25 protein-coding genes and 3 pseudogenes are annotated in these 21,683 nt (G+C 60.3%); 10 read left to right on the top strand and 18 right to left on the bottom strand.

Features of this window, described 5'->3' with window-relative positions:
- The 7 genes from NKH57_RS29850 to NKH57_RS29880 form a co-directional block, all read right to left on the bottom strand.
- Positions 1–4,912: toxin TcdB middle/N-terminal domain-containing protein (locus NKH57_RS29850; RefSeq protein ID WP_352949700.1), on the bottom strand; the 4,912-nt coding region annotated here is incomplete at its 3' end.
- Positions 4,913–5,460: 548 nt separating this feature from the next.
- Complete coding sequence (locus NKH57_RS29855; RefSeq protein WP_352830787.1) at positions 5,461–5,619, bottom strand: hypothetical protein; 159 nt, start codon at positions 5,617–5,619, stop codon at positions 5,461–5,463.
- 31 nt (positions 5,620–5,650) lie between these two features.
- A complete protein-coding gene (locus tag NKH57_RS29860) occupies positions 5,651–5,851 on the bottom strand; it encodes a hypothetical protein (RefSeq protein WP_352949703.1) in 201 nt (66 codons plus the stop codon).
- A gap of 83 nt (positions 5,852–5,934) precedes the next feature.
- A complete protein-coding gene (locus NKH57_RS29865) occupies positions 5,935–7,050 on the bottom strand; it encodes a YihY/virulence factor BrkB family protein (protein WP_352949705.1) in 1,116 nt (371 codons plus the stop codon).
- Positions 7,050–8,003 (bottom strand): DUF3618 domain-containing protein, encoded by a 954-nt coding sequence (locus tag NKH57_RS29870; protein ID WP_352949707.1) that lies wholly within the window; start codon positions 8,001–8,003, stop codon positions 7,050–7,052. Before NKH57_RS29870 ends, NKH57_RS29865 begins: the two co-directional genes overlap by 1 nt.
- Positions 7,954–8,379 carry a phage holin family protein gene (locus NKH57_RS29875; protein ID WP_023758514.1) on the bottom strand — a complete coding sequence of 142 codons (426 nt, stop codon included), beginning with the start codon at positions 8,377–8,379 and terminating at the stop codon, positions 7,954–7,956. Before NKH57_RS29875 ends, NKH57_RS29870 begins: the two co-directional genes overlap by 50 nt.
- Positions 8,380–8,391: 12 nt before the next feature.
- Positions 8,392–8,745, bottom strand: a complete 354-nt coding sequence (locus NKH57_RS29880; protein WP_352727383.1) for a hypothetical protein — start codon at positions 8,743–8,745, stop codon at positions 8,392–8,394.
- Positions 8,746–9,103: 358 nt separating this feature from the next.
- Here NKH57_RS29880 and NKH57_RS29885 point away from each other — a divergent pair, with 358 nt between their 5' ends.
- The 5 genes from NKH57_RS29885 (at position 9,104) to NKH57_RS29905 (ending at position 11,704) form a co-directional block, all read left to right on the top strand.
- On the top strand, positions 9,104–9,541 hold the full coding sequence (locus tag NKH57_RS29885) for a curlin (protein ID WP_352949709.1): 438 nt from the start codon (positions 9,104–9,106) through the stop codon (positions 9,539–9,541).
- A 67-nt stretch (positions 9,542–9,608) separates the two neighbouring features.
- Positions 9,609–10,010, top strand: a complete 402-nt coding sequence (gene csgH / locus NKH57_RS29890; RefSeq protein ID WP_352949711.1) for a curli-like amyloid fiber formation chaperone CsgH — start codon at positions 9,609–9,611, stop codon at positions 10,008–10,010.
- Positions 10,011–10,176: 166 nt separating this feature from the next.
- On the top strand, positions 10,177–10,590 hold the full coding sequence (locus tag NKH57_RS29895; RefSeq protein ID WP_352949713.1) for a curlin: 414 nt from the start codon (positions 10,177–10,179) through the stop codon (positions 10,588–10,590).
- A 383-nt stretch (positions 10,591–10,973) separates the two neighbouring features.
- A complete protein-coding gene (locus tag NKH57_RS29900) occupies positions 10,974–11,276 on the top strand; it encodes a hypothetical protein (protein ID WP_023758518.1) in 303 nt (100 codons plus the stop codon).
- Positions 11,273–11,704: a PIN domain-containing protein gene (locus NKH57_RS29905; RefSeq protein ID WP_023758519.1), complete on the top strand. Its 432-nt coding sequence runs from the start codon at positions 11,273–11,275 to the stop codon at positions 11,702–11,704. Before NKH57_RS29900 ends, NKH57_RS29905 begins: the two co-directional genes overlap by 4 nt.
- A 12-nt stretch (positions 11,705–11,716) precedes the next feature.
- Here NKH57_RS29905 and NKH57_RS29910 read toward each other — a convergent pair whose 3' ends face one another.
- The 4 genes and pseudogenes from NKH57_RS29910 to NKH57_RS29925 form a co-directional block, all read right to left on the bottom strand.
- The gene (locus NKH57_RS29910) at positions 11,717–12,082 is read right to left on the bottom strand and encodes a hypothetical protein (protein ID WP_502907352.1); all 366 of its coding nucleotides are present in this window, start codon (positions 12,080–12,082) and stop codon (positions 11,717–11,719) included.
- Positions 12,083–12,320: 238 nt separating this feature from the next.
- Positions 12,321–12,773 (bottom strand): cupin domain-containing protein, encoded by a 453-nt coding sequence (locus tag NKH57_RS29915; protein ID WP_023758521.1) that lies wholly within the window; start codon positions 12,771–12,773, stop codon positions 12,321–12,323.
- A complete protein-coding gene (locus tag NKH57_RS29920) occupies positions 12,763–13,404 on the bottom strand; it encodes a TetR/AcrR family transcriptional regulator (RefSeq protein ID WP_023758522.1) in 642 nt (213 codons plus the stop codon). The genes NKH57_RS29915 and NKH57_RS29920 overlap by 11 nt, the downstream gene beginning before the upstream one ends.
- 238 nt (positions 13,405–13,642) lie before the next feature.
- A pseudogene (locus NKH57_RS29925) lies at positions 13,643–13,775 on the bottom strand (CsbD family protein); the annotation flags it as partial.
- Positions 13,776–14,445: 670 nt separating this feature from the next.
- Here NKH57_RS29925 and NKH57_RS29930 point away from each other — a divergent pair.
- From NKH57_RS29930 to NKH57_RS29940, 3 genes are all read left to right on the top strand, one after another.
- Positions 14,446–14,631, top strand: coding sequence for a hypothetical protein (locus NKH57_RS29930; protein WP_352949716.1), 186 nt, complete (start codon positions 14,446–14,448; stop codon positions 14,629–14,631).
- Between the two features lie 53 nt (positions 14,632–14,684).
- Positions 14,685–15,215, top strand: a complete 531-nt coding sequence (locus NKH57_RS29935) for a DUF1003 domain-containing protein (RefSeq protein WP_023758524.1) — start codon at positions 14,685–14,687, stop codon at positions 15,213–15,215.
- 341 nt (positions 15,216–15,556) lie between these two features.
- The gene (locus NKH57_RS29940) at positions 15,557–15,802 is read left to right on the top strand and encodes a hypothetical protein (RefSeq protein WP_352949718.1); all 246 of its coding nucleotides are present in this window, start codon (positions 15,557–15,559) and stop codon (positions 15,800–15,802) included.
- Positions 15,803–15,857: 55 nt separating this feature from the next.
- Here NKH57_RS29940 and NKH57_RS29945 read toward each other — a convergent pair whose 3' ends face one another.
- The 5 genes from NKH57_RS29945 to NKH57_RS29965 all read right to left on the bottom strand — a co-directional run bounded on the left by NKH57_RS29945 (position 15,858) and on the right by NKH57_RS29965 (position 19,482).
- Positions 15,858–16,178 (bottom strand): KTSC domain-containing protein, encoded by a 321-nt coding sequence (locus tag NKH57_RS29945; protein WP_084025305.1) that lies wholly within the window; start codon positions 16,176–16,178, stop codon positions 15,858–15,860.
- Positions 16,179–16,253: 75 nt separating this feature from the next.
- Positions 16,254–16,547 (bottom strand): hypothetical protein, encoded by a 294-nt coding sequence (locus NKH57_RS29950; RefSeq protein ID WP_352949720.1) that lies wholly within the window; start codon positions 16,545–16,547, stop codon positions 16,254–16,256.
- A gap of 212 nt (positions 16,548–16,759) precedes the next feature.
- The gene (locus NKH57_RS29955; protein WP_352949722.1) at positions 16,760–18,298 is read right to left on the bottom strand and encodes a winged helix-turn-helix domain-containing tetratricopeptide repeat protein; all 1,539 of its coding nucleotides are present in this window, start codon (positions 18,296–18,298) and stop codon (positions 16,760–16,762) included.
- Positions 18,299–18,362: 64 nt separating this feature from the next.
- Positions 18,363–18,578 carry a hypothetical protein gene (locus NKH57_RS29960; RefSeq protein WP_352949724.1) on the bottom strand — a complete coding sequence of 72 codons (216 nt, stop codon included), beginning with the start codon at positions 18,576–18,578 and terminating at the stop codon, positions 18,363–18,365.
- Positions 18,562–19,482, bottom strand: coding sequence for a gamma-glutamylcyclotransferase (locus tag NKH57_RS29965; RefSeq protein ID WP_352949725.1), 921 nt, complete (start codon positions 19,480–19,482; stop codon positions 18,562–18,564). The genes NKH57_RS29960 and NKH57_RS29965 overlap by 17 nt, the downstream gene beginning before the upstream one ends.
- A gap of 484 nt (positions 19,483–19,966) precedes the next feature.
- On the opposite strand from NKH57_RS29965, the gene parS reads away from it, so the two are divergent.
- Positions 19,967–20,452, top strand: a complete 486-nt coding sequence (parS, locus tag NKH57_RS29970) for a type II RES/Xre toxin-antitoxin system antitoxin (RefSeq protein ID WP_023758528.1) — start codon at positions 19,967–19,969, stop codon at positions 20,450–20,452.
- Positions 20,449–20,553: pseudogene (locus NKH57_RS29975) on the top strand (RES domain-containing protein); the annotation flags it as partial. The gene parS and the pseudogene NKH57_RS29975, both read left to right, overlap by 4 nt.
- A 97-nt stretch (positions 20,554–20,650) precedes the next feature.
- On the opposite strand, the gene NKH57_RS29980 reads toward NKH57_RS29975, so the two are convergent.
- Positions 20,651–20,926, bottom strand: coding sequence for a hypothetical protein (locus NKH57_RS29980; protein WP_352949727.1), 276 nt, complete (start codon positions 20,924–20,926; stop codon positions 20,651–20,653).
- Between the two features lie 50 nt (positions 20,927–20,976).
- Positions 20,977–21,573, bottom strand: a pseudogene (gene tnpC, locus NKH57_RS29985) (IS66 family transposase); the annotation flags it as partial.
- Positions 21,574–21,683 lie beyond the last annotated feature (110 nt).

Here is a 21,683-nt window from a genome sequence, read left to right on the forward strand (position 1 = left end):
TACCAGCGACACGCGTGCGCGAAATCATGTTGTCGTTGGCGGCATAGGCGAAGGTTTCGTCGAGCGTGTTGTCGCCGAGATTGTCGGCCGAAATCAGCCGGTCAGCATTGTCATAGACATAGTTCCAACTGTTCGGGCCCGTGCCCGAGAGCCCGGCGATGTTGGTGATGCGGCCGAGGCTGTCGCGCGTGTATTGCCGATCCAGCATTGTGGTTGCGCCAAGCGTGGTGGTGATGCGCGTCAGCCAGCGCCTTGTCGTAGAGTAGGTGAAGGTGGTCTTCACGCTATTGGCGTAAGTGATCTCCTTCGTCTGGCCGTCAGCCTCGTAAATCGTCGAGGTGATGAAGCCGGGAGCGGAGTAGAGCCTGTTGCCGGCGGTGTATTGCAAGCGGTTGGTGTTCGAACCGAAGTCGAGCTGAACGGGGAAGTATTGGACATATACGTTCTGGCCGGAGCCGTCGTGGACGTTGAACGTGGTGTTGGTGATGCCCGCGATGGTGGCATCCTGGCGGGCAATCTTGCCGAGACCGTCATAATTGTAGAGCTGGACGGCGGCGGCGTTTTCCGAGCGGGTCAGCTGGCCGATGTTGTAATAGCCTGATGCCGCCTGGTCGTAGGTGTTCTGCGTCAGCGTCACCGGGCCGCCGCCAGGCACGATTGCCGTCTTCAGCGTCAGCCGGTCCATCTGGTCATAGGCGAGCGTCGTGACCGTACCGCGCGCATCGGTCTGGCTTATGAGGCGGTTGGCGGCATCGTAGACATAGGTCCAGTTGCCGAGATCGGGATCCGACGCCGACAGCCGGTTGCCGACCATGTCGTAGGTGTAGGCCCAGGTCGAGCCGCCGGGATCGGTGACGCCGATCAGTCGGCCGAGGAGGTCGTAGCCGCGGCTTTCCGTCAGGTTCAGCCCGCCCTGGACCTGGTCGCGCATGATGCCGGCGATTTCGCCCCGCGTCGTCGACCAGGTTTTGGTTTGATGTCCAAGTTCGTCGGTCAGGATTACTGCGTAAAGTCGTGGGTTGGGCGTGCCAATTGTGTCCGTGAGGAAATGAAGGTAGGTGCGCTGGCTGGCATCCGGATTGACCGTCTGGGTCAGCCGGTCGGCCCAGTCGTAACTGTTGGTGGTCCACTGCGCCGTATCGCCGACAAAGCGCGGGAAGGCGGTGCGCAAGACATTGCCGCGAAGATCGTAGTCGGTCTCGGCAATACGCCTTGCACCGGCCGCCGTCTCTCCAGGGGTTTCCACCCGATAGACCCGGCCGAGCCCGTCATAATAAGAGCGGGTAAAATCCTCGCCGGCGCCGTTGGGCAACAGCGTGTACTTGACCAGCGCCTGTGTTGCCGGATTGGCTTCGTTCTCGAACCGCGTCTTGGCATAGGCGCCGGTGACGCTCTGCGACACTTGGTAGGGCCGGCAGAAGGCATCGTAGGCGAAGGTCTTCACCGGGCCGTTGAAGTCGGTCCTGGTCGCGGGAAGGCCGCACACAGGATTGTAGGTCGCGGTCGAGACGAAGCGGGTGTCGGCCAGTTGGCCGCCGGTGGCAAAATAGCGGGGGCTACGCTGCGTCACCGGATAGAGGTGATAGGTGGCATCAAAATCCCACTCGGTCCTGTGGCCGAGGTCGTTACTGGCCGCGATCCTGTTGCCAAAACTGTCGTAGGCAAAATACTGGTTCACCGTCTTGCCCACGGTGACATCGCTGAAGATCTGGGCCAGGGTCAGATTGCCCTTGGTCGGCACCGCCCAGACATCGGTGGTGTTGCCGTCATAATAATTGTGCTTGTAGCTGACATAGGGATCCGTGCCGGTAAGCCCGGCATGCGTGCGCTCGGCAATCAGGGCCGAGATGATGTAGGCGCTGGTGTTGGGCGAGAAGAAGCGCTCGGTAAACGTCTCGTCGCCGGTGACATCGGTGCGGCCATAGTCCTTGATACTGGTGATGTTGTTATAGGCGTCGAACAGCCGCTCGACCCGCAGGCTGCGCACGACACTGTTCTCGGTCGGGGTCGTGTCGGTTGCCGTGTTCTGCACCGTGTAGGGTTTTGTCGCCGTGTTGACCGCATAGGTCTCGGCCACCTGCTTGTGCACGGCGCCTGCGCCATCCTTCCACACCGTCAGCGACGGCAGGTCGTAGCTTGCCAGATCCTGCCGATAGGTGGTCTCGATCTTCGAAGGCGCCGTCTCGCCATTGGCCAACGGTCTGGTCTCGACGATCGAGGCGAAGCCCAAAAACTTGCGCGCCGCCGGATCGTACTTGCCCCCGGCATAGCTGTAGGTGCTCACCGCCGTCTGGCCACGGCCGTCGCTCACCGACAGCTTCGTCACCGCATGCACCAGTTGCGGCAGGTAGTTGTTCGTCCAGGTCGACGACGGCGTGTATTCCACCGCGACCGTCCCGCCGAGCTCCGTCACCATCGAACGTAGCAGGTTCGGATTGCCGGTGCCGGCGTTCGAGATGATCATGCTGGTGTAGTTAGTGAAGTCCGGCAAGCCATCACCGTTGAAGTCGCCAACCACAGTCCCGGCAGTCATCCCAGCTGGCAGCGTGAACTGCACCGGAATCATCGAAGTCGAGGAGGGGCGCAACGAGAAGATCCTGACCGTGCCGGTCCTGTCCGGCTGAGTGGTCACCGTGCCACCAATCGTGATGACATCTGCTCGCCCGTCATTGTCGAAATCGCGAAGGATGGCAGAGGTTCCCGCCATCGAGGACATGGTGTAGCTTTTGAAACCAATGCCGGTCGACAGCCAAAGCCCGACGCTGTCATCGTTGCCATTGTAGCGGAAGACGTCCGTCGCACCGTCCCCGTTGAGGTCGGCAAAGACACAGGTGCCGTAGCCCCCGGATCCCTGTGCGGGGCAGCTGATCCCGAATGACGTTCCGCTGGGCTGCCAAACGCCGTTCGAAAGCGCTCCCTTCCTTGCCGTTCCGCCGCTACCCCAGAATAGCGGCAGCTGCCGACCATTACCGAGAAAATCGCCAACGCCGACTACTATTTTTGGCGAGCTGCCACCGACGACGTTGAGCGTATCAATGCCATCGCCATCCACGTCGGTCACGATGGATGCAGACGCCGTCGGTGGAGCAACAGGCAGCGCATCACAAACGGATTGGTAGCCAGTCGGTACGCAGGCAGCTTTGGTCAGCCCCAGCGCGGCATCCGTCTTGATGATCGACTTGGTTGCCGTGTAGGTAACTTGACCGGTAGCCCCATTGACAAAAGGCTGGATGGCCGAGTCGGCGAAATCCAAGGTGCTCTTGCTCGCCAGAAAACGGCCGGGCTCGGAGAAATACGTCGGGGGGTTGGGATCTGAATCCCAACCTCGTAAATTATCTAGAAGCAGAGACGCCGTTCCAGCCTGTGTACCATTCGAATTGAATTTGTATATGTATTTGGTTCGCTGCAAGGCAGGGCAAGGACCTTGATTGTGGGTACATAGGTCTACGCGCTGGATGGAGTCGCCATAAATCTCGTCCCGGCCGTCGGCATCCAAATCACCGACATGCCTTGGCACGGCGACGCTACCTAAGCTCAAACCGAGTGAAGCAGTCACCGTCCCATACACGCCATCGGTACTCTGATAGGTCATCTGGCCGAGCACCTTGGCGGTGCCGCCGCCGATGGTGCCATCGACGGCGATTGTTGCATCGGTGCCGTAGTGGGTAACCTGGGTCAGCCGCGAGGCGTTGGAGAACGGTGCCTGGTCATAGGTGAGCCTATAGGCGCCGCGCACCGCGCCACTAACGGTGATGCCAATCGTCTTGATGCGTTGGCTGGTCAGAGAGATGTCGCGGCCATTGCCCATCAGGATCAGGTCGGGACGGGTCTCGTAGTAGAATTTTACGATGGTGCCGTTGTAGCTGACGCTGTCGGGATAGCAAACCGGGCTGGCCGGACAGGTGTAGCTGTATGAAACGCTGTTGCCGTTGGTGTCGGCGACCGAGGTCAGCAGCCAGCGGTAGCTCATGGCAAGGTCATAGGCCGGCGTGCCGGCGGTTGGCGTCAAATTGGCAACGGCCGCTACCGAGCGGAAGGTCGAGACGGTGCCATCCCTGTCGGTCACCCTCCATTCATTGGTGCTGCTGTTCAGCGCAACGCGGCGGTAGCTCTCGTTCTCGGTCGCATGCGTGCCGCCGGTCGCACACGACGGCGAAACCATGCCAGCCACGCAGGCAACCATCGCCTGGCCGTCGAGCAGGTAGATGTCGTTGGCATCGAAGGCCGGCATGCCATAGCCCGGCGTGGCCCGCTCGATGACATCGAGACCATCGAGCCCCCATCCATAGCCGAGCCAGCCCTGATAAAGGCCACCAAGCTTGCTCTTGCGGGATGAGTTATAGTTCAGCGCGATCTGCGGCTCGATGCCATGGAAGGCAGGAACATCGATGCCGATGGAATAGCCGAGATTGCCGTTGCCCGAACTCTTCGGCAGATCCACCTTCGGCGTGCCAATGGCTTCTGGATCGCCGCTGGTCGCGGTCGTGGTCGCTAGCGTAGTTGCGGCGGCCGGCGCCTCGGGGGCGGCTTCCGTGTCGGTCGTCTTGGCCGCCTTGCCGCTGCTCTTGGCATCCGCAGCCTTGGTATCTGTCGCCTTGGCATCCGCGGGCTTGGCGCCAACCTTGGCCGCAGCATCCGGACTGTCGGTTGCCGCACTTGATGCTGCATCTCCCGCCGCCGGCGCCGCAGTGCCCGACGCTGGCGTGCCACCTGCCGGCTGTGCGCCTGATCCCAGTGCCGCGCCGCCATTCCCGAAGCCGGCAGCAGATGTTCCTGTGGCCGCGGAAGAGCCCCGGCTCTCCTGCGCGAACACTACTATCCCTGCGCTTCTGCTAATATAAGAGACGGCAGAAATATCCGCGCCCACGACACTCGCGGCAAGCACTGCCGCGCCAACAAGCAACCGGTTCATCGAATCCCCCAAGCCAAGTTGCCTATCGGTACTGACGTTTCATTCGGGCGATATGACGCCAAACGGTAATAAGATACTTATTAACAGAGTTATTTGACCGTGAACCGTCGCTCAGTTCATGATGATCTCGACCAATTCCAGTCGGACTCTCTTAGGACGGGGCCGGCCTTACGAACTGCGGCGATGGTGTCCCTGACCCGAGACAATGCTTGCCAACCGGGATGAAACGGATCGCCGCCTCGACCAACTCGTTGGCGGTGGCCACGGGCCCGCAAACTGCTTGCAGCCTCATCGCTCCTCCTCAAGGGAGAAACCTAAGTGGTCAATGGTTCACCAAGCGAAATCAACGTTCGGAATGTGCCAAGCCAAGAGGCCGGGTGAATAGGGATCGACGGGACCTCCGTCGCGTCTTTGCGTTTGCACTTACATTAGCTTAAGAGCACATTAAAGCAGCCGGTGAAGTACCCCGTACCGGTTAGGCTCGGCGCCAGTCCCCCAGACCCCTCGACGCCGGGCCGCTCGGGTGACAAGGCACATTTCCGTTTTGCCTAGCCTCGCCGCCGCTTGTTGTCGCGCAAATTGAGAAGCTCGACCAGATCATCAGCCTCTTCGACAGGCATGTCGATCAACGGAACGCCCAATTCGACGGCAGGCATGCCGGTGAACACGTCGATGACGTCCCACGTGCCTTCAGGCGTTCTTTCCATGTCATATCGTCGCGTCATCGGGGCAGAGCGTTCAACGCTGCGTATCTTCCGGCTGGGCATCGGGTCTTTTTTTCATCAAGTTCATCGGCCAATGAAGCAATGTTGGGGGCAGCTCGGGCTCCACCTGCCAGTTTAAGAGCTTGCGCAGGTGCCGGTGCAGGATTTCCGTGCCACTCCAGCGCCGCACGATTTCGGCAATAGCCTTCTGCCTTGATTGATCAAGTTCTGGCATGTTCGGAACTCTCGGAACTTGGTTTACACGCCGAACTCACCCACCATGGAATGGTTCCTGCCGCTGAAACATTGCCGCTACCGCTACCCTTGGCGCCGGTCGTTCGTCGATTTCACATCGAAGACAGGTGACGCAGCCTTTTTGCGGAATGGTGGGGAGTCTGGGTTGTTGAAGCGCGCGTTACTGTTTTGCATTGCATGGTCGAGCTCGCCGCCAACCAAGATGACAATGGAAGAAATCCAGATCCAAATCAGGAAACCGATGATCCCGCCGAGCGAACCATAGGTTTCATTATAGTTTCCGAAACTGGCCGCATACCAGGAGAACAGAAACGATCCGACCAGCCAGCCGAGTGCCGCGACGGCGCTGCCCCAACTTATCCAGCGCCATGGCGCTCTCTGCCGGCTCGGACCGAAACGATAGAGGAGGGCGAAGCCGAGCGCGACGATTGCAAGCACCACAGGCCAGCGCAGAATTCGGATGAGCAGGTCCGTCGCCCCAGACAGTCCGACGAACGACAACAGGATTGGGACGGCCACGGCAGCGCCGATTGCCAGTAGCCCCAGGACGATCCCGCCCATCGTGAAGGCCAAAGAAACCGCATTGATGCGGAAGAAGCCGCGTTTCTCCTTCTCGCCATAAATTATATTAAGGGCATCGAAGAGTGCCTTAACGCCGGCGTTGGCACTCCACAGCGAGGCGGCAAGACCGATTATGAATGCCAGCCCAAGAGTTCCGCTTCGCTGCGAGGCGATGTGCTGCATCTGGTTGCGGATAACTTCCAGTGCTCCGGCGGGTAGCAAGCCTGAGATGCGGTCGAAGTGTGAGGCAATAGTCTGCGGATCGGCGAACAATCCGTAGACGGCGACCAGTGCGGCAATGGCAGGGAAAATGGCAAGGATGGTGTAAAAAGCGATTCCCGCAGCAATGGCAAACACGCGGTGTTCTGTGATGCCCGTCTTAACGCGAAGAAGGATGTTCCTCCAGCTTGCGAACGAGCTTGCGAACCGATTGGTCAGGCACTGCTGGCCAGCGTCAGTGTTTTCCTCATGCAGCGGCGTAGCAGCTGGAGCGGCGTATCGACGTGGTGAGAATCCGAACGCCAGCAGAACCAGAGTAGCCGCAGGAACCCAAAATGGAGTGAAATCCCTGTTGTGAAGGGAGCGGTTCTCCGGCTGGCCGGTGGCAGTCGTTGTCATCACCCTGCTTTGTCGTGCTCTTCGTTCGCCTGCGGTGTGCGCGCGGTGTTTTCTCTTGAGGCTCCTTTGTTGGCCGTGTCTAGCTCTGCCGCTGCCGCGGGCACGGCCGGCCTTGCTGGCTCCTTTCCTTCTTCTTTTGTCTTAGCGGCAACCTCTTTCTCGCCGGACGGAGTGGGTTGTTCACTACCATCTCCGGACTGGCGATGTCGGCCGGGTTGCGGACTGCGTGGGTCTTCTGTCGCACCGCCTGGTTTATCGCGTATCAGGTGATCTTCCACTTCCGAGGGCGGCAAAGCCGCACCGATTGCCGCGCCGACTGCCAGGCCGATGCCCGCCAGGACAAGCGGCTCATTGCGGCAGAAATTCAGCAGGCTCTGAGTGGTCGATGCGAGGCCATGGCCGAGGCTTCGTGCCGAACCGCCGATCGCCATCGCTGTTCGGCTGGTGCTGTCGGCCACCGCGTCATAAGTCGAGGATGCCGTCCTTGAGATAGATGCTGCCGCCGATTGAGCATTCTCCCCAGCGGCTGCGCCCAGGCGCCCAGCTGCATCCCTAATTTGGGAACCGGCCGCCGCACCAGCTTCCGTGACTGAGTCGGCGACGGCCCCAATCTTGTCACTCATCCGGTCCAGGTCGCTGCCTTCGGGCTTGGGGCGTGTGCCAATGTCGGCGGCTCTGCCGTTTGCCGGGCCAGCGCACATCAGCCAAGCGATTCCGGCTCCGATTAAGGTGACGGGCAGCGGATTTCTTGCCATCTGATGGCGCAGGCCACGATAGAATTCACCGGCATCGCCTCGACCGGCGTAGTCGCTGAACTGATCCAGAATTTGGCCAGGCGTGACGCTGGCCCTCAGTTCGTCAAGTGTGTCCACGAGCTGCGAGCGTGTCCGCTCCGTCTCGCGCTCAAGCTGCTCTGTGTAAGTCATGGCGATGCCTCGCTTGTTCTTTTGCAACGGATGCGTCCCGCTGAAGCTGGTGAATGGTCTTGTCGGGCATCATCGTTTTGATTTTGAGCCGGTTCATGCCCACGAGAAGGAAGATAAGACCCAACACCAAAGCTATGCCGCCCACGATCAGGGCCGATGCGGCGGCTGTGATTCCAAGTGCCGGCGCCAAAGCGGCGACGCCGGCCTGAAACAGTATGACCAGCGCCGGAATGAGCAGCACAGCGCCGCCAATCACAAGGCTCAATCCGGCCGTAGCACGGCCTATGTTCTCCGAAATCTCGCTGCGGGCAAGTTGTCCTTCTTTTCGCAGCAGGGTCGTGAACTGCAACACGACATCCGAGAATATGTCCGGAATGGACCGGCTATGTCCGAGAGTTGTCATTTTCTTCTCCTGTCAGGGGTGCGTTCCGCCGTGCTTCTGAGGGCCGGGAGACCTCTTCAGAACCCGCGCGAGAGTGATCCCTGCCAGAATGGCTCCGCCGAAGAACGCCGCAGGCTGAGTGTGTGCGAAATCGCCAAGGTCTTTAACCAGATCCTCGACTCTGCGCTTACGCAGTGCAGCGGCTGTGCCTTCCAGACGTGACGCGGCGTCGTGAACGTAGTCAGCACTTCGTGGAAATTGCTTCTCCAGCTCATGGGCAGCGCTATGGATCGCGTCAGCCATCTCGTCGATCCGCTCGGCGCCAGCTTCCTTCTGTTGCTCCGCCGCTTGGCGTGCATGCTCTTTCATCTCATTGGCCTGGACCATGTTAGTCTTCCTCAGTTCGGTCGTCGCCCTAGGGGACGACCGGTTTATTACGTTGAGCTTAACTACGATCGGGAAATTGAGTTCCGGCCGACTGGAAAAAGTCATTGGCCGTTGCCGGACAGCAGTTCACTCAGGGGACTCGGCGGCTCTGCAGTCGCACTTGAGAGGCGCTGCTAACCACTGGTCGAGGGAACCGCGTCTCGAACAATGGAGCGTCCGAAAGCAAGTTGACCGGCCCTCTCACGCGCTGCGCCTCCTGAACCACGGCTGAACGCCGCCTTCAGCATCGGTTCGAATTGCATCTCCTAAAACGAAGCCGTTCAAACTCGCGGTCCCGTCCGCCAAAGGAGACGCTCTCATGATCCGCAATTCTTTCACCGCAACCGCGCTCGCCGCTCTTATCGGCATTGCCGTCGCTGCCCCGGCCATGGCCAACGACGTGAGCATCGAGCAATACGGCTGGTCCAATTCGGCTGGTGGCGCCCAGAACGGCTTCAAGAACCGTATCCGGGTTTACCAGGACGGCCGCTTCAATAAGGTAATCGGCCAGCAGCGCGGCCGCCATAACCTTTCGGCCATTGGCCAGCAGGGGATCGGCAATTACGGCGCCACCTATCAAAATGGCAACCGCAACGTCGCCGGCGTCGCTCAGTTCGGCTCCAATCACACCACCATCCTGACCCAGGACGGCAACGGCAACATCGCTGCCGGCGTGCAGGTTGGCCACGGCTGCGATGCCAATGTCAGCCAGGGTGGCAGCGGCAATGTCGCGGCTTTCGTTCAGGCCTGCCCATAAGCAGCACCGGCTGGGCGGCCGCGGAAACAGTCCGCGGCTGCGCCAACCAACGCCAAGGAGACGAACCATGCCAAGCATCGTCAAACTTCCCCGTAGCGTCACGACCGCATTCGCCCTGCTTCTGATCCCGGCCGGCGCGCTGGCGGCCATGGCCACCGCCGGCCAGTCGCTTGGGCCGGTGCGCTGCGAGATCCGCGCTACGCCGGAAGGCGGCATGGTCTCGCTGGAGGCGCTCGCCCATGCCGACAAAAGCGTCAGCGGCACCTATTCCTTCCATGTTGAAAGTGCCGCTCGCACCGGCAGCACCAACATCGAGCAGGATGGCGCCTTCAGCACAGCGCCCGGCAAGCCAGCTACGCTCGGCGCTGTCACGCTCGACGCGAAAGGCGGCGTCTATGACGCCAGGCTCGAGCTCACGATCGATGGCAAGAGCATCAGCTGTGCCGAGCGGCTCGGCGGCGCGACCTGATCGGATCGCCAGTTTACGAAAAGGGCGTCGGCAATCGGCGCCCTTTTCCTATGTACGTCAGGCCGGGAGTGAATGAACGACAGCTGAACGAAGGATTCCGGCAGGGTTCAGCCACCAGATGAGAAGGTTGGCCACAGGCTGGGGCAGCCGGAAAATGGAGACCAAGATGACCCGCAATACATTGAAAACTCTTGCCGCCGTTCTCGTTGCCGGCAGCATCGGCCAGGCGGCGCTGTCCGCACCGGCTTACGCGGGCGGCTGGGTTTCGGTGACATTTGCCCCCGGCAACGTTCGCGACGCTGGCGCCCTGGCGACTGGACTGCGCTTCTATTCGCTGTATCGCGGCCTGCATGGTGCAAGCATCCGTCAGTCAGGACACGGAAACGCAGCTGGCATCGGCCAGAATGGTCGCGGCAATCTGGGCATGATCCAGCAGGAGGGTAATGGCCATTCCGCCACCCTGCAGCAGAATGGCAATGACAACGCTTACGGCATTTTCCAGTTCGGAAGGACTACCGACGCCAACGTCGCACAGAACGGCAATGCCGGTGGCGGTGCCACCTTCAGCTACGGTTGGTAACTGCCGGCGATGAGCCATGAAATTTAGGGTCGCCGCTGGGAACGAAGCATAAAGCGAGCAAATTTAGAAATGTAATGGCCGATCGCGTAGAACCATATAAAAGAATAAGAGTCAGGGCAGCCGAAATGCGTCAAACGTAAAAGATCTTCTAAAGCGCAAAGGCTGATCAGGACCGGTATAGTGCGAAACACAATCCCGACAATCGCAGCTTCATTTGCATTCCTGCCGCAATCATGCGGCCCCGCGCTTCCGCCTATTTCCAGACAGAGCCCTAGGCGAAACCGCCTGTTGTGGTCGGGCCGAATTTCAAACTGATCCACTACCCAGCCTTGCGCTCCAAAGACTACACGGCTATATATCTGGATATAGCACGGAGGCACGCGATGAGCAACAGTGCGCAGAAAAGAGCGATCGACAATTATCGGTCCCGCCTGACCGCGCGTGGCATCGCGCGGTTTGAAATCCAGGCGCTCGACGCCGACCGCGATCTACTCAGGAGCCTTGCCCGGAAGTTGACGGAGGAGGGGCCGGAAGCTGGCCGGCTTCGCCGGACCATACAGCAGGCCGTTGCGGGTGAACCTCGGAAAACGGGCGGTATTCTCGCCGCATTGCGTCGCTCGCCTCTGGTCGGTGCCGATCTCGACCTCAGCCGGCCGCGAGAAGAGGGGCGTAAGGTCGACCTGTGACGCGCTACCTCCTCGATACCAATATCATCAGCAATGCCATAAAGCAGGAGCCTTCAGAATCGCTGCTGGCCTGGATGGGAACGCAGAACGACGATGACCTCTTCATCGCTTCGCTAACCGTTGCGGAAATCCGCCGCGGTATTCTGGAGAAGCCGCGCGGTAAGAAACGTGACGCACTGGACAAGTGGTTCTCTGGGTCGGAAGGGCCGCAGGCTCTGTTTGCCGGGCGCATCCTATCGTTCGACGACAAATCGGGGCTGATTTGGGCGCAACTGATGGCAGAAGGGAAAGCGGCCGGCCGGCCGCGTAGCGCGCTCGACATGATCGTCGCCGCCGTCGCCAGTGCGAATGACTGCGTGGTGGTGACGGATAACGAAAAGGACTTCGCCGGACTTCAGATCGTCAACCCGATACGCGGAACGGTCTGATGCAGCGGCGGATCAAGGAATGCATGATGTCTTCGCTGATGCCGTCGGCGAAGTAGCCCTGCTCGGTGTCGCCATTTTGGCGAACGGCAGGACGGCGATCGAATGCTTTGCCGGCGTTGACCCTGCCGGCCGGCTCGTCGAGGGTTCCGACATAGCGATCGCCTTGGTCCCGGCGCTGCCGACTTGCAGCGAATAGACCACGATCGGCTCGGCGAAATTATTGAGTTGTGTGCTGTGGAGATCGCGGACCGAGAGGTCGAGCGTTGCCTTGACCTGCCGATAGGCATCCTCGGAAAGGCAGATGGCGCCGGGCGCCGCCACGCCCGCAGCACACGGCATCCAGACTGCGGAACCAACCAGCGCCCCATCGCCGGCCACTTGATCGCCCGGCCGTTGTACACGGCGATGATCGAGCTCTCGCTCGGCCGCCGCCTCTGGATATGGACCATTGCAAGGTCGCCACCGTGCCTGGCGCCGGCCCGATTCCCTCGCGAATGGCTTTCTCGGAGGGGCGCAAATACCATCACCACAGCCGGTTGTCGGAGGAATGGTTTCGGGGACCATCATTGCCGGATATGACGCAAGAGCCCGAAACCACTCGAAATTGCGATGCAACTCAGGCCGCCATTGTCAGCATTTCTATCCCGTGCTGCTGCATTGCCGCGCCGATCCGCGCGAAGTCGGGCTGCGTCTGCGGCTCGGCCGTGCCGATGTCGCGGAAGAAGACGACCATAGAAGTTTCTATGAGCACGAGCATCCGCACCGGGTGGCTGCTGTCGTTTGAGTAATTATGCGGCTCTCTGGGACCGATACGCACCGAGGTTCCGGGGCTCGCGACCGTCACCTCGGGCGGGCCGCCCTCGGCAAAGTGGCGGACCGTGAGGTCGCCCTCGATTACATAAAATTGTTCGGGCGACGCGTGGCTGTGCGGCGGGGTGCCGGAGCCCGGCGGGACCTCGACCTCAATGAGTTCGAGGTTCGAGCCCACAAGGCCTCCCAGGAAGCGGATGCGATCGGCGACGACCCAGAGGGTCTGGCCGTCGTAGGGGTTGGTGACGTCAATTTTCATTACCTGTCTCTTTCATTTGCGATGTAACGTCCGCTGGAGAGTGGCCCGAGGTGACTGCGGACAGTATCACCTCAATTGCCCAGGATGCAGTCTCGCCAGCCTCGGTTCCGGTGAGACCGCCGTAGTCTTTCAGGACCTCCCAGGCAGAGGCCGAGAAGAGAAGATGGACTAGCGACCTGATCTTCTCGGCCTCGGCGGGCGGAAGGGAGGCGATGGCGGGAGCGAGTGCGTGAGCGAAATTGGCACGCCGCTTCGCCACCGTGCCTGTACGCATCTCGCGGCCGGTCCGGGAGTGTAGCGAGGAGCGGATCGCCGCTTCGTGTGTGTCGAACTTTGGGAACGCTTGTCGTGGGCCATCGACGAGGTCTTTTAGACTCTCAGGTGTCGCGGAGACACCTATCCGGGCATTCAGCCAAGGCCAGAAGGTGGCCAACAGGTCGTCCTTAGTCGCGAAGTGGCGAAACACGGTCCGCCGCTGTACTCCGGCCCTCAACGCGATGGCTTCCGTGCTGATCTCGTCCGCGGCGCTCGCCGAATCCATCAGTTCAAACAGTGCGATAAGGATCGCCTCGCGTGTCTCACGCGCTTTTTCCTCGCGCACGGGGCTGTTGTAGGCACGGACACTAGACATGCGGCTCGTTCCAAATTTCACGACACTGCCTGTGTCATTAAATTTGACCCCTGTCAATTGATGGCACCATATGTGTCCTTAAATATCGCAGGAGTCCGTGAGTGGCTGGATTCCCAACGCCGAATGCGTTTGAGTCCCCGCCAAGCCAGTGCAACACAAAGCCGCCGCGCGCCATCACGCCGACTGACGTGAAGGCGGCCACCGCTCGATTATTGGGTTGGGACCTTTGCCCTTCGTGGCGTAGTTTCATCCCGAGCTGGTCGCGCCTGCCGGCGATGCGGTTAAGATCATCATCAGTGGAGCTTGCCCCATTGTTCCTTCACCTTGCCTTTGACCTGCTTCCAATTTCCTTCGACGCGGTTCCAGTCCATGGTGGCGAACTCCTTCGTTTCTCTCGTGGAAAAACGGTCGTATGGCCGTGGGGTTCAGCTACAACGCCGAAGAAGCGACGACCTCGATTGGAAGTCGATTTTCAATCAGTCTCGATGGAACATTAACAGTCCCTAAGGGTTGTGCGTGCGGCAGGTGCCCTCCATCGCCTGCTGAAGATCGGTGTTCTCTGATCGGCCCGCGCTCTCACAGAGGGCGCGGGCTTCAATTGCACAGGCGATGGTCGGAACCTACGTTGTCAGACCACCAAGGATAAGGCGCTGGCCATGGCAAAGGAGAACGGTGCCAAGGTGCGGGTCGAGGAGGTGAAGAAGCGGTAAGGCCCGTCTGGCGAGGCAACGGGAGTTCGCTAATAGTTACATTGACGGTATCGAGCAATATCTCGTGCTTGGACATTCCTGGGGAGCTCGGGCAGCCCTCGTGCCGCCCCGCAGGCATGCTCCACCCTGGCCGTGGTGCTGCTCTCCGGCTATCCGGCTCCGCGGCTCGATCTTGCGCTAGCCGCACTCCCGGCCCTACCGGTAATCGGCACCGCTCTCCGTCACACCTGCTGCCGCTGCTTGTGAGGCTGGCCTGGCCTTGGGCGAAATGTTGGCCGCAGGCCTGTTGTCGAAGGCTAGCTAGAAGAATATCGCCGAGCCGACCGGCATCGTGGCCGGATCTGGGGACCGGCTGTTCGACCCGGAAGCGGATGCACCACGCCTGCATGGAGAGATCAGTGGGTTTCTCCTTGAGATCGTTTCGGGCTTCGGCCACAGGGTTCGTAAGGGCGCCGCGGGCGGTGTTCGCGATGGTGGCAAGTTGCAGGGCTGGTCGCCACAGCTCGAGACCGCCTGACCAGTCGAGGGGGGAGACGAGCGCCGCTTTCACAAAAATGGCATTCAAAAAACATGAGTGATCAACGTCCCGCCGACATGCAGTCCGTCCTTCGCCAGAACATACAGACTCTGGTCGACCACAGACGACAACAGGAGGAGAACCAAGGCGTTCAGGTGCGAGTTGCTGGCGCCGTTTCGCGCTTCGCGGGAAGCATGCCTTTTGTCTATTTGCATCTCGCAATTCTTGTAGCCTGGATTCTCGCGAACCTTGGCGCGATACCATCCATCCCAGCTTGGGACCCCACTTTTGTGATCCTGGCCATGGTCGCCTCCGTCGAGGCAATCTTCTTGTCCACTTTCGTGCTGATCAATCAGAACAGAATGGCTGAACACAGCGAGCACCGAGCGGAACTGGACTTGCAGATCAGCCTTCTCAACGAGCATGAAACCACGCGACTGATCGAGATGATGGCTGCTTTGACGGCGCGTCTGAACGTCTCGACCCCCGCCGACAACGAGCTGCCGCAACTGGCAGAGAATATCGATCCCCAACATGTGATGAACCAAATTCAGCAAGCTTCTGGAGATCAGGGCGAAGGTTGAGCAAAACGAGGTCGCCGCCGGGAAGTGATCCAGCCAGAGCATAGATGCGACGCCCATTGGCTACAGTTCCGGACGACTGGGCTTCAGGCCCACCATCCTCTCTCCTTTGTACCATTCACCTACGATTTCGCGCAACCAAGTCAGTTTGCAGCATTAATAAGAAAAGCACCGCAGAAAGCCCATGTTGCACCACGGCATACCTCGGGAATTTGAGATCGGTGACGAGGTCGCGCTGACCAGTACGGTGATCACGATTCTCCCCAGCGGACGCGCTAGAGTAAGCATTTCTCACGGTTCTGTGGCCGATCCTCAATGGCCTGCTACGCTACTCAGGCTTTGATGTGCTGCCACCCTTTGTCGCCTACATGCCGGGCCGCGTCGGCGACGATGGCCGCAAGGCCCACTTGGAGGCCTACCGAAAGAGGCTCGAAGAAATCAACGACACGCCGCGATTATTCTTCCACGCCGCCGATGACTACGGCAAGGACGAACGGCTGAAGCCTAGTGTGCTCGCACTCTCAGGCGTGCAGCGCAACGTTGATGCCGCCCGCCCGCTGGAAGGCCTTGTTTGTCGTCGACAGCTATAGATCACCAGTAAGACCGCATCGATGATCGAACGTCCGGTAAATGGGTCCCTCACCTTTATCCAGCCGCGGAGCATCGCGGGGGCTGCTTCGCGCTGCCGGTGAGGTCGACAAAACGAAGAGCCAGAGGAGATTTGAAGCCCGCGAGAGCGGAAACAGCAAACCTCATCAAGGATCGTCGTCTTGGTCGGCCTGACGATACCGGAAGTGATTGCGGGTGATCGTTAAAGTAGCGACCCTTGGCGAAAGCGGCTCGAAATGCAGCAAAGGCGGGCGGCACGTCCTCGAACTCGTAGCGTTTGCCGCTGGCCACAAACCATACAGACAGGATTCTGCTGTTCGGATCATGTTCCGTTTTGCATATCGAGGTAGAAGGCATGAGCAGACTTTACACAATCCGCCCGCGTCACTAGTGGATGACGCGGGCCAATCAGACTCGCGGCTCAGCGGCTGATCAACAACCTTCCGTCGTCTTTTTCATCTGCCCTGGAGCAGCGGTCTTGGCGGCGGTATCCTGTTGCCCCGGAGCGGCCTGCTTTGCGCTGCCGGTCTGTTGACCGGGGGCGCAGGGCCTCGCCGAGTTCGGATTGGTCCCGCCGGTGATGGTCGAGTCAGTTCTCTGTTGGTCATTGGTGCTCGGCATCGTTGTGGTGGTAGTCGTCGTGGACGATCCACTGGTGCTCGACTGAGCAAAGGCAAGGCCGGTTGACAAAGCCACCATGGCTAATGCGAAAAGAAGCCGTTTCATCTCATGGTCTCCTGTCCGAAAAAACTGCCCTTCAATTATCAAACAGCGAAATGAGAGCACGGTTCCTCCGGTGGAAAACAATCTGTCTAGCTAAATACGTTGCGAAAGCCTCTTCGGTAGGTGGACGCCGACGATCCTCGCCCGCAACTTCGGGGTCATGCAGCGCGTCTCGCAGGCCGAGAAGCAAGCAGCGCACCGGCCTCGAACCTGAACTATCCAGCTGTCTCGCTAGCGCCCCAACCTGCAAGTTCGAGACCGGACCTTACTCGTTCCCGATCCTCGACACGCTCGAAGCGAAGATCCGCGACGATCGCCTGCACGGTCAAGCCAGGCTCCAGCTGCCGTCCTTCCACTGCGCACCGCTGGGCCCTGTCGACGTCCCCCTCCAGGGCATAGCACGCGGCAAGCCGAGCCCAATACCATCCGCTCTTGCGCGGCAGGCACGAAAACGCGGCCACCGCTTCCGGATAGCGACCAAGGACAAACAGCGCCTCGCCCCTGTCGAAATAATACCATGCCGGGTGCATCGGATTGAGATGAATGGCCTGATCGAGCAGCGCCAGGCCGGTCTCGCCATGGCCCCGAATGGCTTCGAAAAAGCCGGTCTGGGCCAAGGTGTCAGCATCGTAGGGATTGAGCTCAAGCGCGCGGGCGAAATGCTGTGCTGCGGCGTCGAAGTCCGACTGATAGAGCAGGATCAGTGCGAGGATGCGATGGCATCGAGCCTCATCGGGACTGAGGGCCGTGGCATGGAGAGCCCGGTCGCGCGCTTGGTCCAGCACCGATCGGGATGCGGAGCTGTAACCTCCTATGATCGTATCGGCCAGAGCGAGGTAGGCGTGGGCGAGCCCCGAATCCGGATCGCTTTCGAGCGCCTTCAGCAGATGGTCGCGGGCCTCGTGGTTGACCCGCTCGCCATAACTGCGCAGCAGCGCAATGCCGCGCAAGATGTGAACATAAGCCGTGATGTTGGCAGCAGGTGCGGGGGAAATGCGCCGCATAGCCGCGCTCTCGATGTTGGCGACGAGGGCGCTGGCAATCCGTTGCGCCACCGTTCTTTGGAAAGCGAAAATCTCGCTGACCTCAAATGAAAAAGCGTGCGCCCACACCCTCCGGCCGGAGGCCGTCTCGGACAGCACCACGCGCGCACTGTAACCACCGGGATTGCTTTCGACGGTGCCCTCCGCGACATAGTCGGCGCCGAGACGCTCGGCGGTCGCCCAGATGTCCTGAACAGAGTGTTCGGCGAGTGCGAAAGCCGAATGGCGCGCCAGCACCGCAATTGTCTTGAAGTAGGACAGTGCATTGGTGATCTCCTCGACCGCCCCGTCAAAGAGTGGCTTTGCCGTCGCATCGTCAACGTTGATTTGAAACGGCAGGATAGCCACCATCGGTTCGGGCGTTCGTCCGGTTACGACGGCGGCAGTGGCCGGCGCCAGCGAAACGTGCGCGAAGTCGTCGGCAGGCTGAAATATGTAGCCGCGTCGAGGAACGGTGCGGACCAAGGACTGCATCTCGTCGCCTATGCACTTGCGCACGTCACGGATGCACTGGGTGAGAGAATCCTCGGTCACGATGGTATGGGGCCAGACCGCTTGGAACAGTTCGTCCTTGCTCAGCACACGGGCGGGGTTGCGCACCAGGAAGGTAAGCAAGTCGAAAGTCTTTGGCCTGACCGGCACGATCTCGCCGTCGCGCCGCAACGTGCCGCGCTCGAGATCGAGAACCGCGCTGCCGATCTGTTGTGCCAAGCCTTTGCACCATCGCCGCGCCTAAATGCGCCACGACCATCGGAGCGGCAGAAGTCGCTAAAGGTCAAGTCCGAAAGACGCCGGAAAAGCGTTTCCAAAGCCCACGCCTTCCTTTGCCAGCGACTATGATTATGTCATGGGGCATCAGTCCATCGAGATAGTGCAGCATCTGCACCGTTTCGCCGCCACAAAGATCAATGTTGCCCGTCGACAGGATACGGTGCACCGCCTCCCTTGCGATTTCCGAGGGGGGAAATGGTCCATCAACCTTCGCATGCATGATCAATCTCCGACGTTGAGGGTGGCAAGGTCGCGCTCGATTGCAGCGATGCCAGGTAGGTTGCGACCTTGCCCTGCAGCCGCCATAAGGTTGCGTCGCGGATGTTGCGCGCTTCGAGCTGAAGGACGGTGTTGCGAAGATAGTCGGCGCAACTCCCGACATGGCCGGCGGCGAGCGACAGGATCTCTACGGTGGTTTGCTCGGGCAGCGCTGGCGCATAGCCGGGGCCACTGCGATCAGCGACGAAGGCGATGGCCCGCAAATTGCCGCCTGCGGTTCGAACCGAGACCCATCGCGGAATGTTGGTCGGCGGGTTTGCCGACATCTCCCGACGCAGCAATCGGTCGATGGCCGCGTCGATGTCATGGTCGGATAGGCGGTAGATGACGCCGCGGCAGCTGCCACCACGGTCGAGCGCAAGCATCAGACCCGGCCGCTCGCGCGTGCCGCGCCAGCGGGTTAGCCACAGCGAAAACCGCCGGTGCCAGCCGTCGACGGTCGCCGGCCGTTCCTCCAGGGTGTCGAAGCAGGGGTTCCACAGAAGCGAGCCATAGGCGAACACCCACACGTCGCGCGGGCGGCCCGCAAGCAGCCGCCGGCGGATGTCAAGGTAGTCGTGATCCTCCAGGCTGCGCTGCCCCGGCGCCGGGCCGGCGTCGTCGATTTTGCGATCGATCTTGGCGACGAGGTCTTCGTTAAGGGCGATTTTCATGACCATTCTCAGGTTGGTGTCCCGCAAGCATCGCAGCGGCAGGGCCCCGCGTCCTGAACGGGCGCTGATATTGTGCTGAAATCGAATGTGGATGGCGCCCGCAACGATGATGTTGCGCCTATTTTGGAAAGCGTTGCTTGAGCTCGACTCGGGTGCCGTGAATCGGGCTTGTGTCGACGTTGCGATCCGCATGTGCCGGTTGGGCCGGCAGTTTCAGGATCAGCGGCATCTCGAAGGTAGCGGGAAGCGGCAAGACGATTTCCTTGCCTTCGCTATCGGGGTCGCGCATGCCAGCCGATCGATGATGAAGATTGACGGCCAGCGATGATGATGGCTCCGTCTCGCCAGGCGCGACTGTGACTGAAAGCATGCGGATTATGTCATCTTCGTAAAGCACCTGGTGGTTGTCCGCCGCGGTCCAATTCCGCCGTCCTGTGGCGGGGCGGAGCCTGCATAGGCGATTGTACGGAAGCTTGTTTGGGGTGTTCGATCAAGCCCGCCGCTAAATCACCCTGTGCATTTGAGAATGCTGCAACGCGCAATGTGAATGCAACATCCCCAGCCAGTCCAAATTTATTCATAGGGGATTGAGGCGGGCCAATCCGAGTGTCGCACGCACTTGAAATCTCGAACGTCACTATCATGTTTGATGCGACAGATGACACAGGAGGTGCATATGGCGACTACGGCGGATAAGGTCGTTACTGAAGCGAGAGGCGGTGGTCTCCAAAGGGTGGAGGCATTGCTCGGCGGGTCTCTTATATTGTCGCGTCGATTGACCAGTGCCCTTGACGCGCATGATCTGCTGCTACTCGGTCTGCCGGGCTCGGCGCTAAACCACCTCGTCGGACAACTGGTCTTCATCAACAAGAAAACATCGCTCGAAAAGGCGGTTGGCATGAGCCTGCGAACCTGGCAGCGACGCAAAGACGCTCCATCCAAGCCTCTTAGCCAGGAGCAGAGCGGACGGACTTGGAAATTCGCAGAGATCCTGGCGAAGGCGACGGATGTCCTCGGCACGCAGGCGGAAGCCGAACAATGGTTGGAGCGTCCGGCGATCGGTCTCGACCAGCGCCGTCCGATCGATCTGCTGGGCACTCCCGCCGGCGTGGAACTGGTCGAAGATTATCTCGAGCGGCTTGAATACGGCGTCTATGCATGACGGCTCTGCCGATAGCGCTCGGAGGAACGGAACTCATTGCGTGGCGACTCGACCAGGCCGTCTATGCCGCGACACGGAATAGTGGCGAAGGTGCGTTTCAGGAAGCTTTTGCCCTCGACACAAGGCTGCATCCCCCGGTCAGCAAATAACATCGGGGTGGGCGCGACCTTGGTATCCATACGGCCAAGGCCGCGGTGGCTATGACTTTGGGCGGCGGCCTTCTGCGGTAGGTTTCGGCGGTGCGTTGCCTGATGCCCTGCGCTCTTCGATGACATACCGAAGGTTCTCGATGCCGTCTTCGGTAAAGACCACGATGGCTTCGCTTAATTCCGATCCGGGATAGTCGTCGTAGGCGCTCAGACAACCGTCTTCAGAGAACATGCCGATCGAGCAATCGCGCAAGAACTCTTCGTCCTCATCGAGCATCGAGGCGACATATTTGAGGGTGTAGAGTGCAGAGTTGCGATATCCCAACGGACGGCCTCTTCTGTCTGGTCTTTGAGCGGGGCGAGGTGAAGCCGGGATCAAGCAGCTTTGGCTGCCGCGATCGTCAAAGGGCTCCAATTCCACGGAAGCAGGTCCTCGAGCCGCGCGATCGGCGTGTCGGCGATGCGAGCGAGGACATCGGCAAGCCAGGCCTGCGGATCGACGTCATTGAGCTTGGCGCTTGTGATTAGCGTCGCCATGAAGGCGGCCCGATCAGCGCCGCGATCGGAGCCGGCGAAGAGCCATGACTTCCTGCCGAGGGCAAAACTCCGCAGGGCGCGTTCGGCAGCGTTGTTGGTCAGGCAGATCCGCCCGTCACCGAGGAAGGAGGTGAACCCGCCCCAGCGCTTCAGCATATAGTCGATCGGCTCGGTGACGGGAGAACTGCGGGATAATTTGGCCCGCTCGGCTCGCATCCATTTCTCAAGCTCGGTGACGAGAGGACGGCTCTCCTGCTGGCGTCGTTGCAGACGTTCGTCGGCGCCAAGACCATTGATCTCGCGCTCGACGTCGAACAGCGCGTCGATGCGTTTGACCGTCTCGAGCGCGATCGGCGAGATCGGCGTGGCGTTCTTTCCACGTTTGGTGTTGGTCGCAATGTCGGCGAGCACGAAGAACTTGCGGCGCGCATGAGCCTTATCTTGTGCAACAGATAAGGCCCATTATCCAGGGCGAAGTTTTATCTGGAGTTCTGCCGCTCAGAAGCTGGGTTCTGGCGAAAAAGCCGGCGGGGTTTGTCGACATA

Source organism: Mesorhizobium sp. M1050, from assembly GCF_040318715.1.
Lineage (GTDB): Bacteria > Pseudomonadota > Alphaproteobacteria > Rhizobiales > Rhizobiaceae > Mesorhizobium.

Coding starts and splice junctions, on each gene's coding strand:
- NKH57_RS29935 (WP_023758524.1), top strand. CDS start 14,685: ATGAGTGATCAACGTCCCGCCGACATGCAGTCCGTCCTTCGCCAGAAC.
- NKH57_RS29865 (WP_352949705.1), bottom strand. CDS start 7,050: ATGACAACGACTGCCACCGGCCAGCCGGAGAACCGCTCCCTTCACAAC.
- parS (WP_023758528.1), top strand. CDS start 19,967: ATGGCGACTACGGCGGATAAGGTCGTTACTGAAGCGAGAGGCGGTGGT.
- NKH57_RS29880 (WP_352727383.1), bottom strand. CDS start 8,745: ATGGTCCAGGCCAATGAGATGAAAGAGCATGCACGCCAAGCGGCGGAG.
- NKH57_RS29945 (WP_084025305.1), bottom strand. CDS start 16,178: ATGCCTTCTACCTCGATATGCAAAACGGAACATGATCCGAACAGCAGA.
- NKH57_RS29895 (WP_352949713.1), top strand. CDS start 10,177: ATGACCCGCAATACATTGAAAACTCTTGCCGCCGTTCTCGTTGCCGGC.
- csgH (WP_352949711.1), top strand. CDS start 9,609: ATGCCAAGCATCGTCAAACTTCCCCGTAGCGTCACGACCGCATTCGCC.
- NKH57_RS29965 (WP_352949725.1), bottom strand. CDS start 19,482: ATGCGGATCGCAACGTCGACACAAGCCCGATTCACGGCACCCGAGTCG.
- NKH57_RS29920 (WP_023758522.1), bottom strand. CDS start 13,404: ATGTCTAGTGTCCGTGCCTACAACAGCCCCGTGCGCGAGGAAAAAGCG.
- NKH57_RS29860 (WP_352949703.1), bottom strand. CDS start 5,851: ATGCCAGAACTTGATCAATCAAGGCAGAAGGCTATTGCCGAAATCGTG.
- NKH57_RS29855 (WP_352830787.1), bottom strand. CDS start 5,619: ATGGAAAGAACGCCTGAAGGCACGTGGGACGTCATCGACGTGTTCACC.
- NKH57_RS29900 (WP_023758518.1), top strand. CDS start 10,974: ATGAGCAACAGTGCGCAGAAAAGAGCGATCGACAATTATCGGTCCCGC.
- NKH57_RS29875 (WP_023758514.1), bottom strand. CDS start 8,379: ATGACAACTCTCGGACATAGCCGGTCCATTCCGGACATATTCTCGGAT.
- NKH57_RS29950 (WP_352949720.1), bottom strand. CDS start 16,547: ATGAAACGGCTTCTTTTCGCATTAGCCATGGTGGCTTTGTCAACCGGC.
- NKH57_RS29915 (WP_023758521.1), bottom strand. CDS start 12,773: ATGAAAATTGACGTCACCAACCCCTACGACGGCCAGACCCTCTGGGTC.
- NKH57_RS29960 (WP_352949724.1), bottom strand. CDS start 18,578: ATGCATGCGAAGGTTGATGGACCATTTCCCCCCTCGGAAATCGCAAGG.
- NKH57_RS29885 (WP_352949709.1), top strand. CDS start 9,104: ATGATCCGCAATTCTTTCACCGCAACCGCGCTCGCCGCTCTTATCGGC.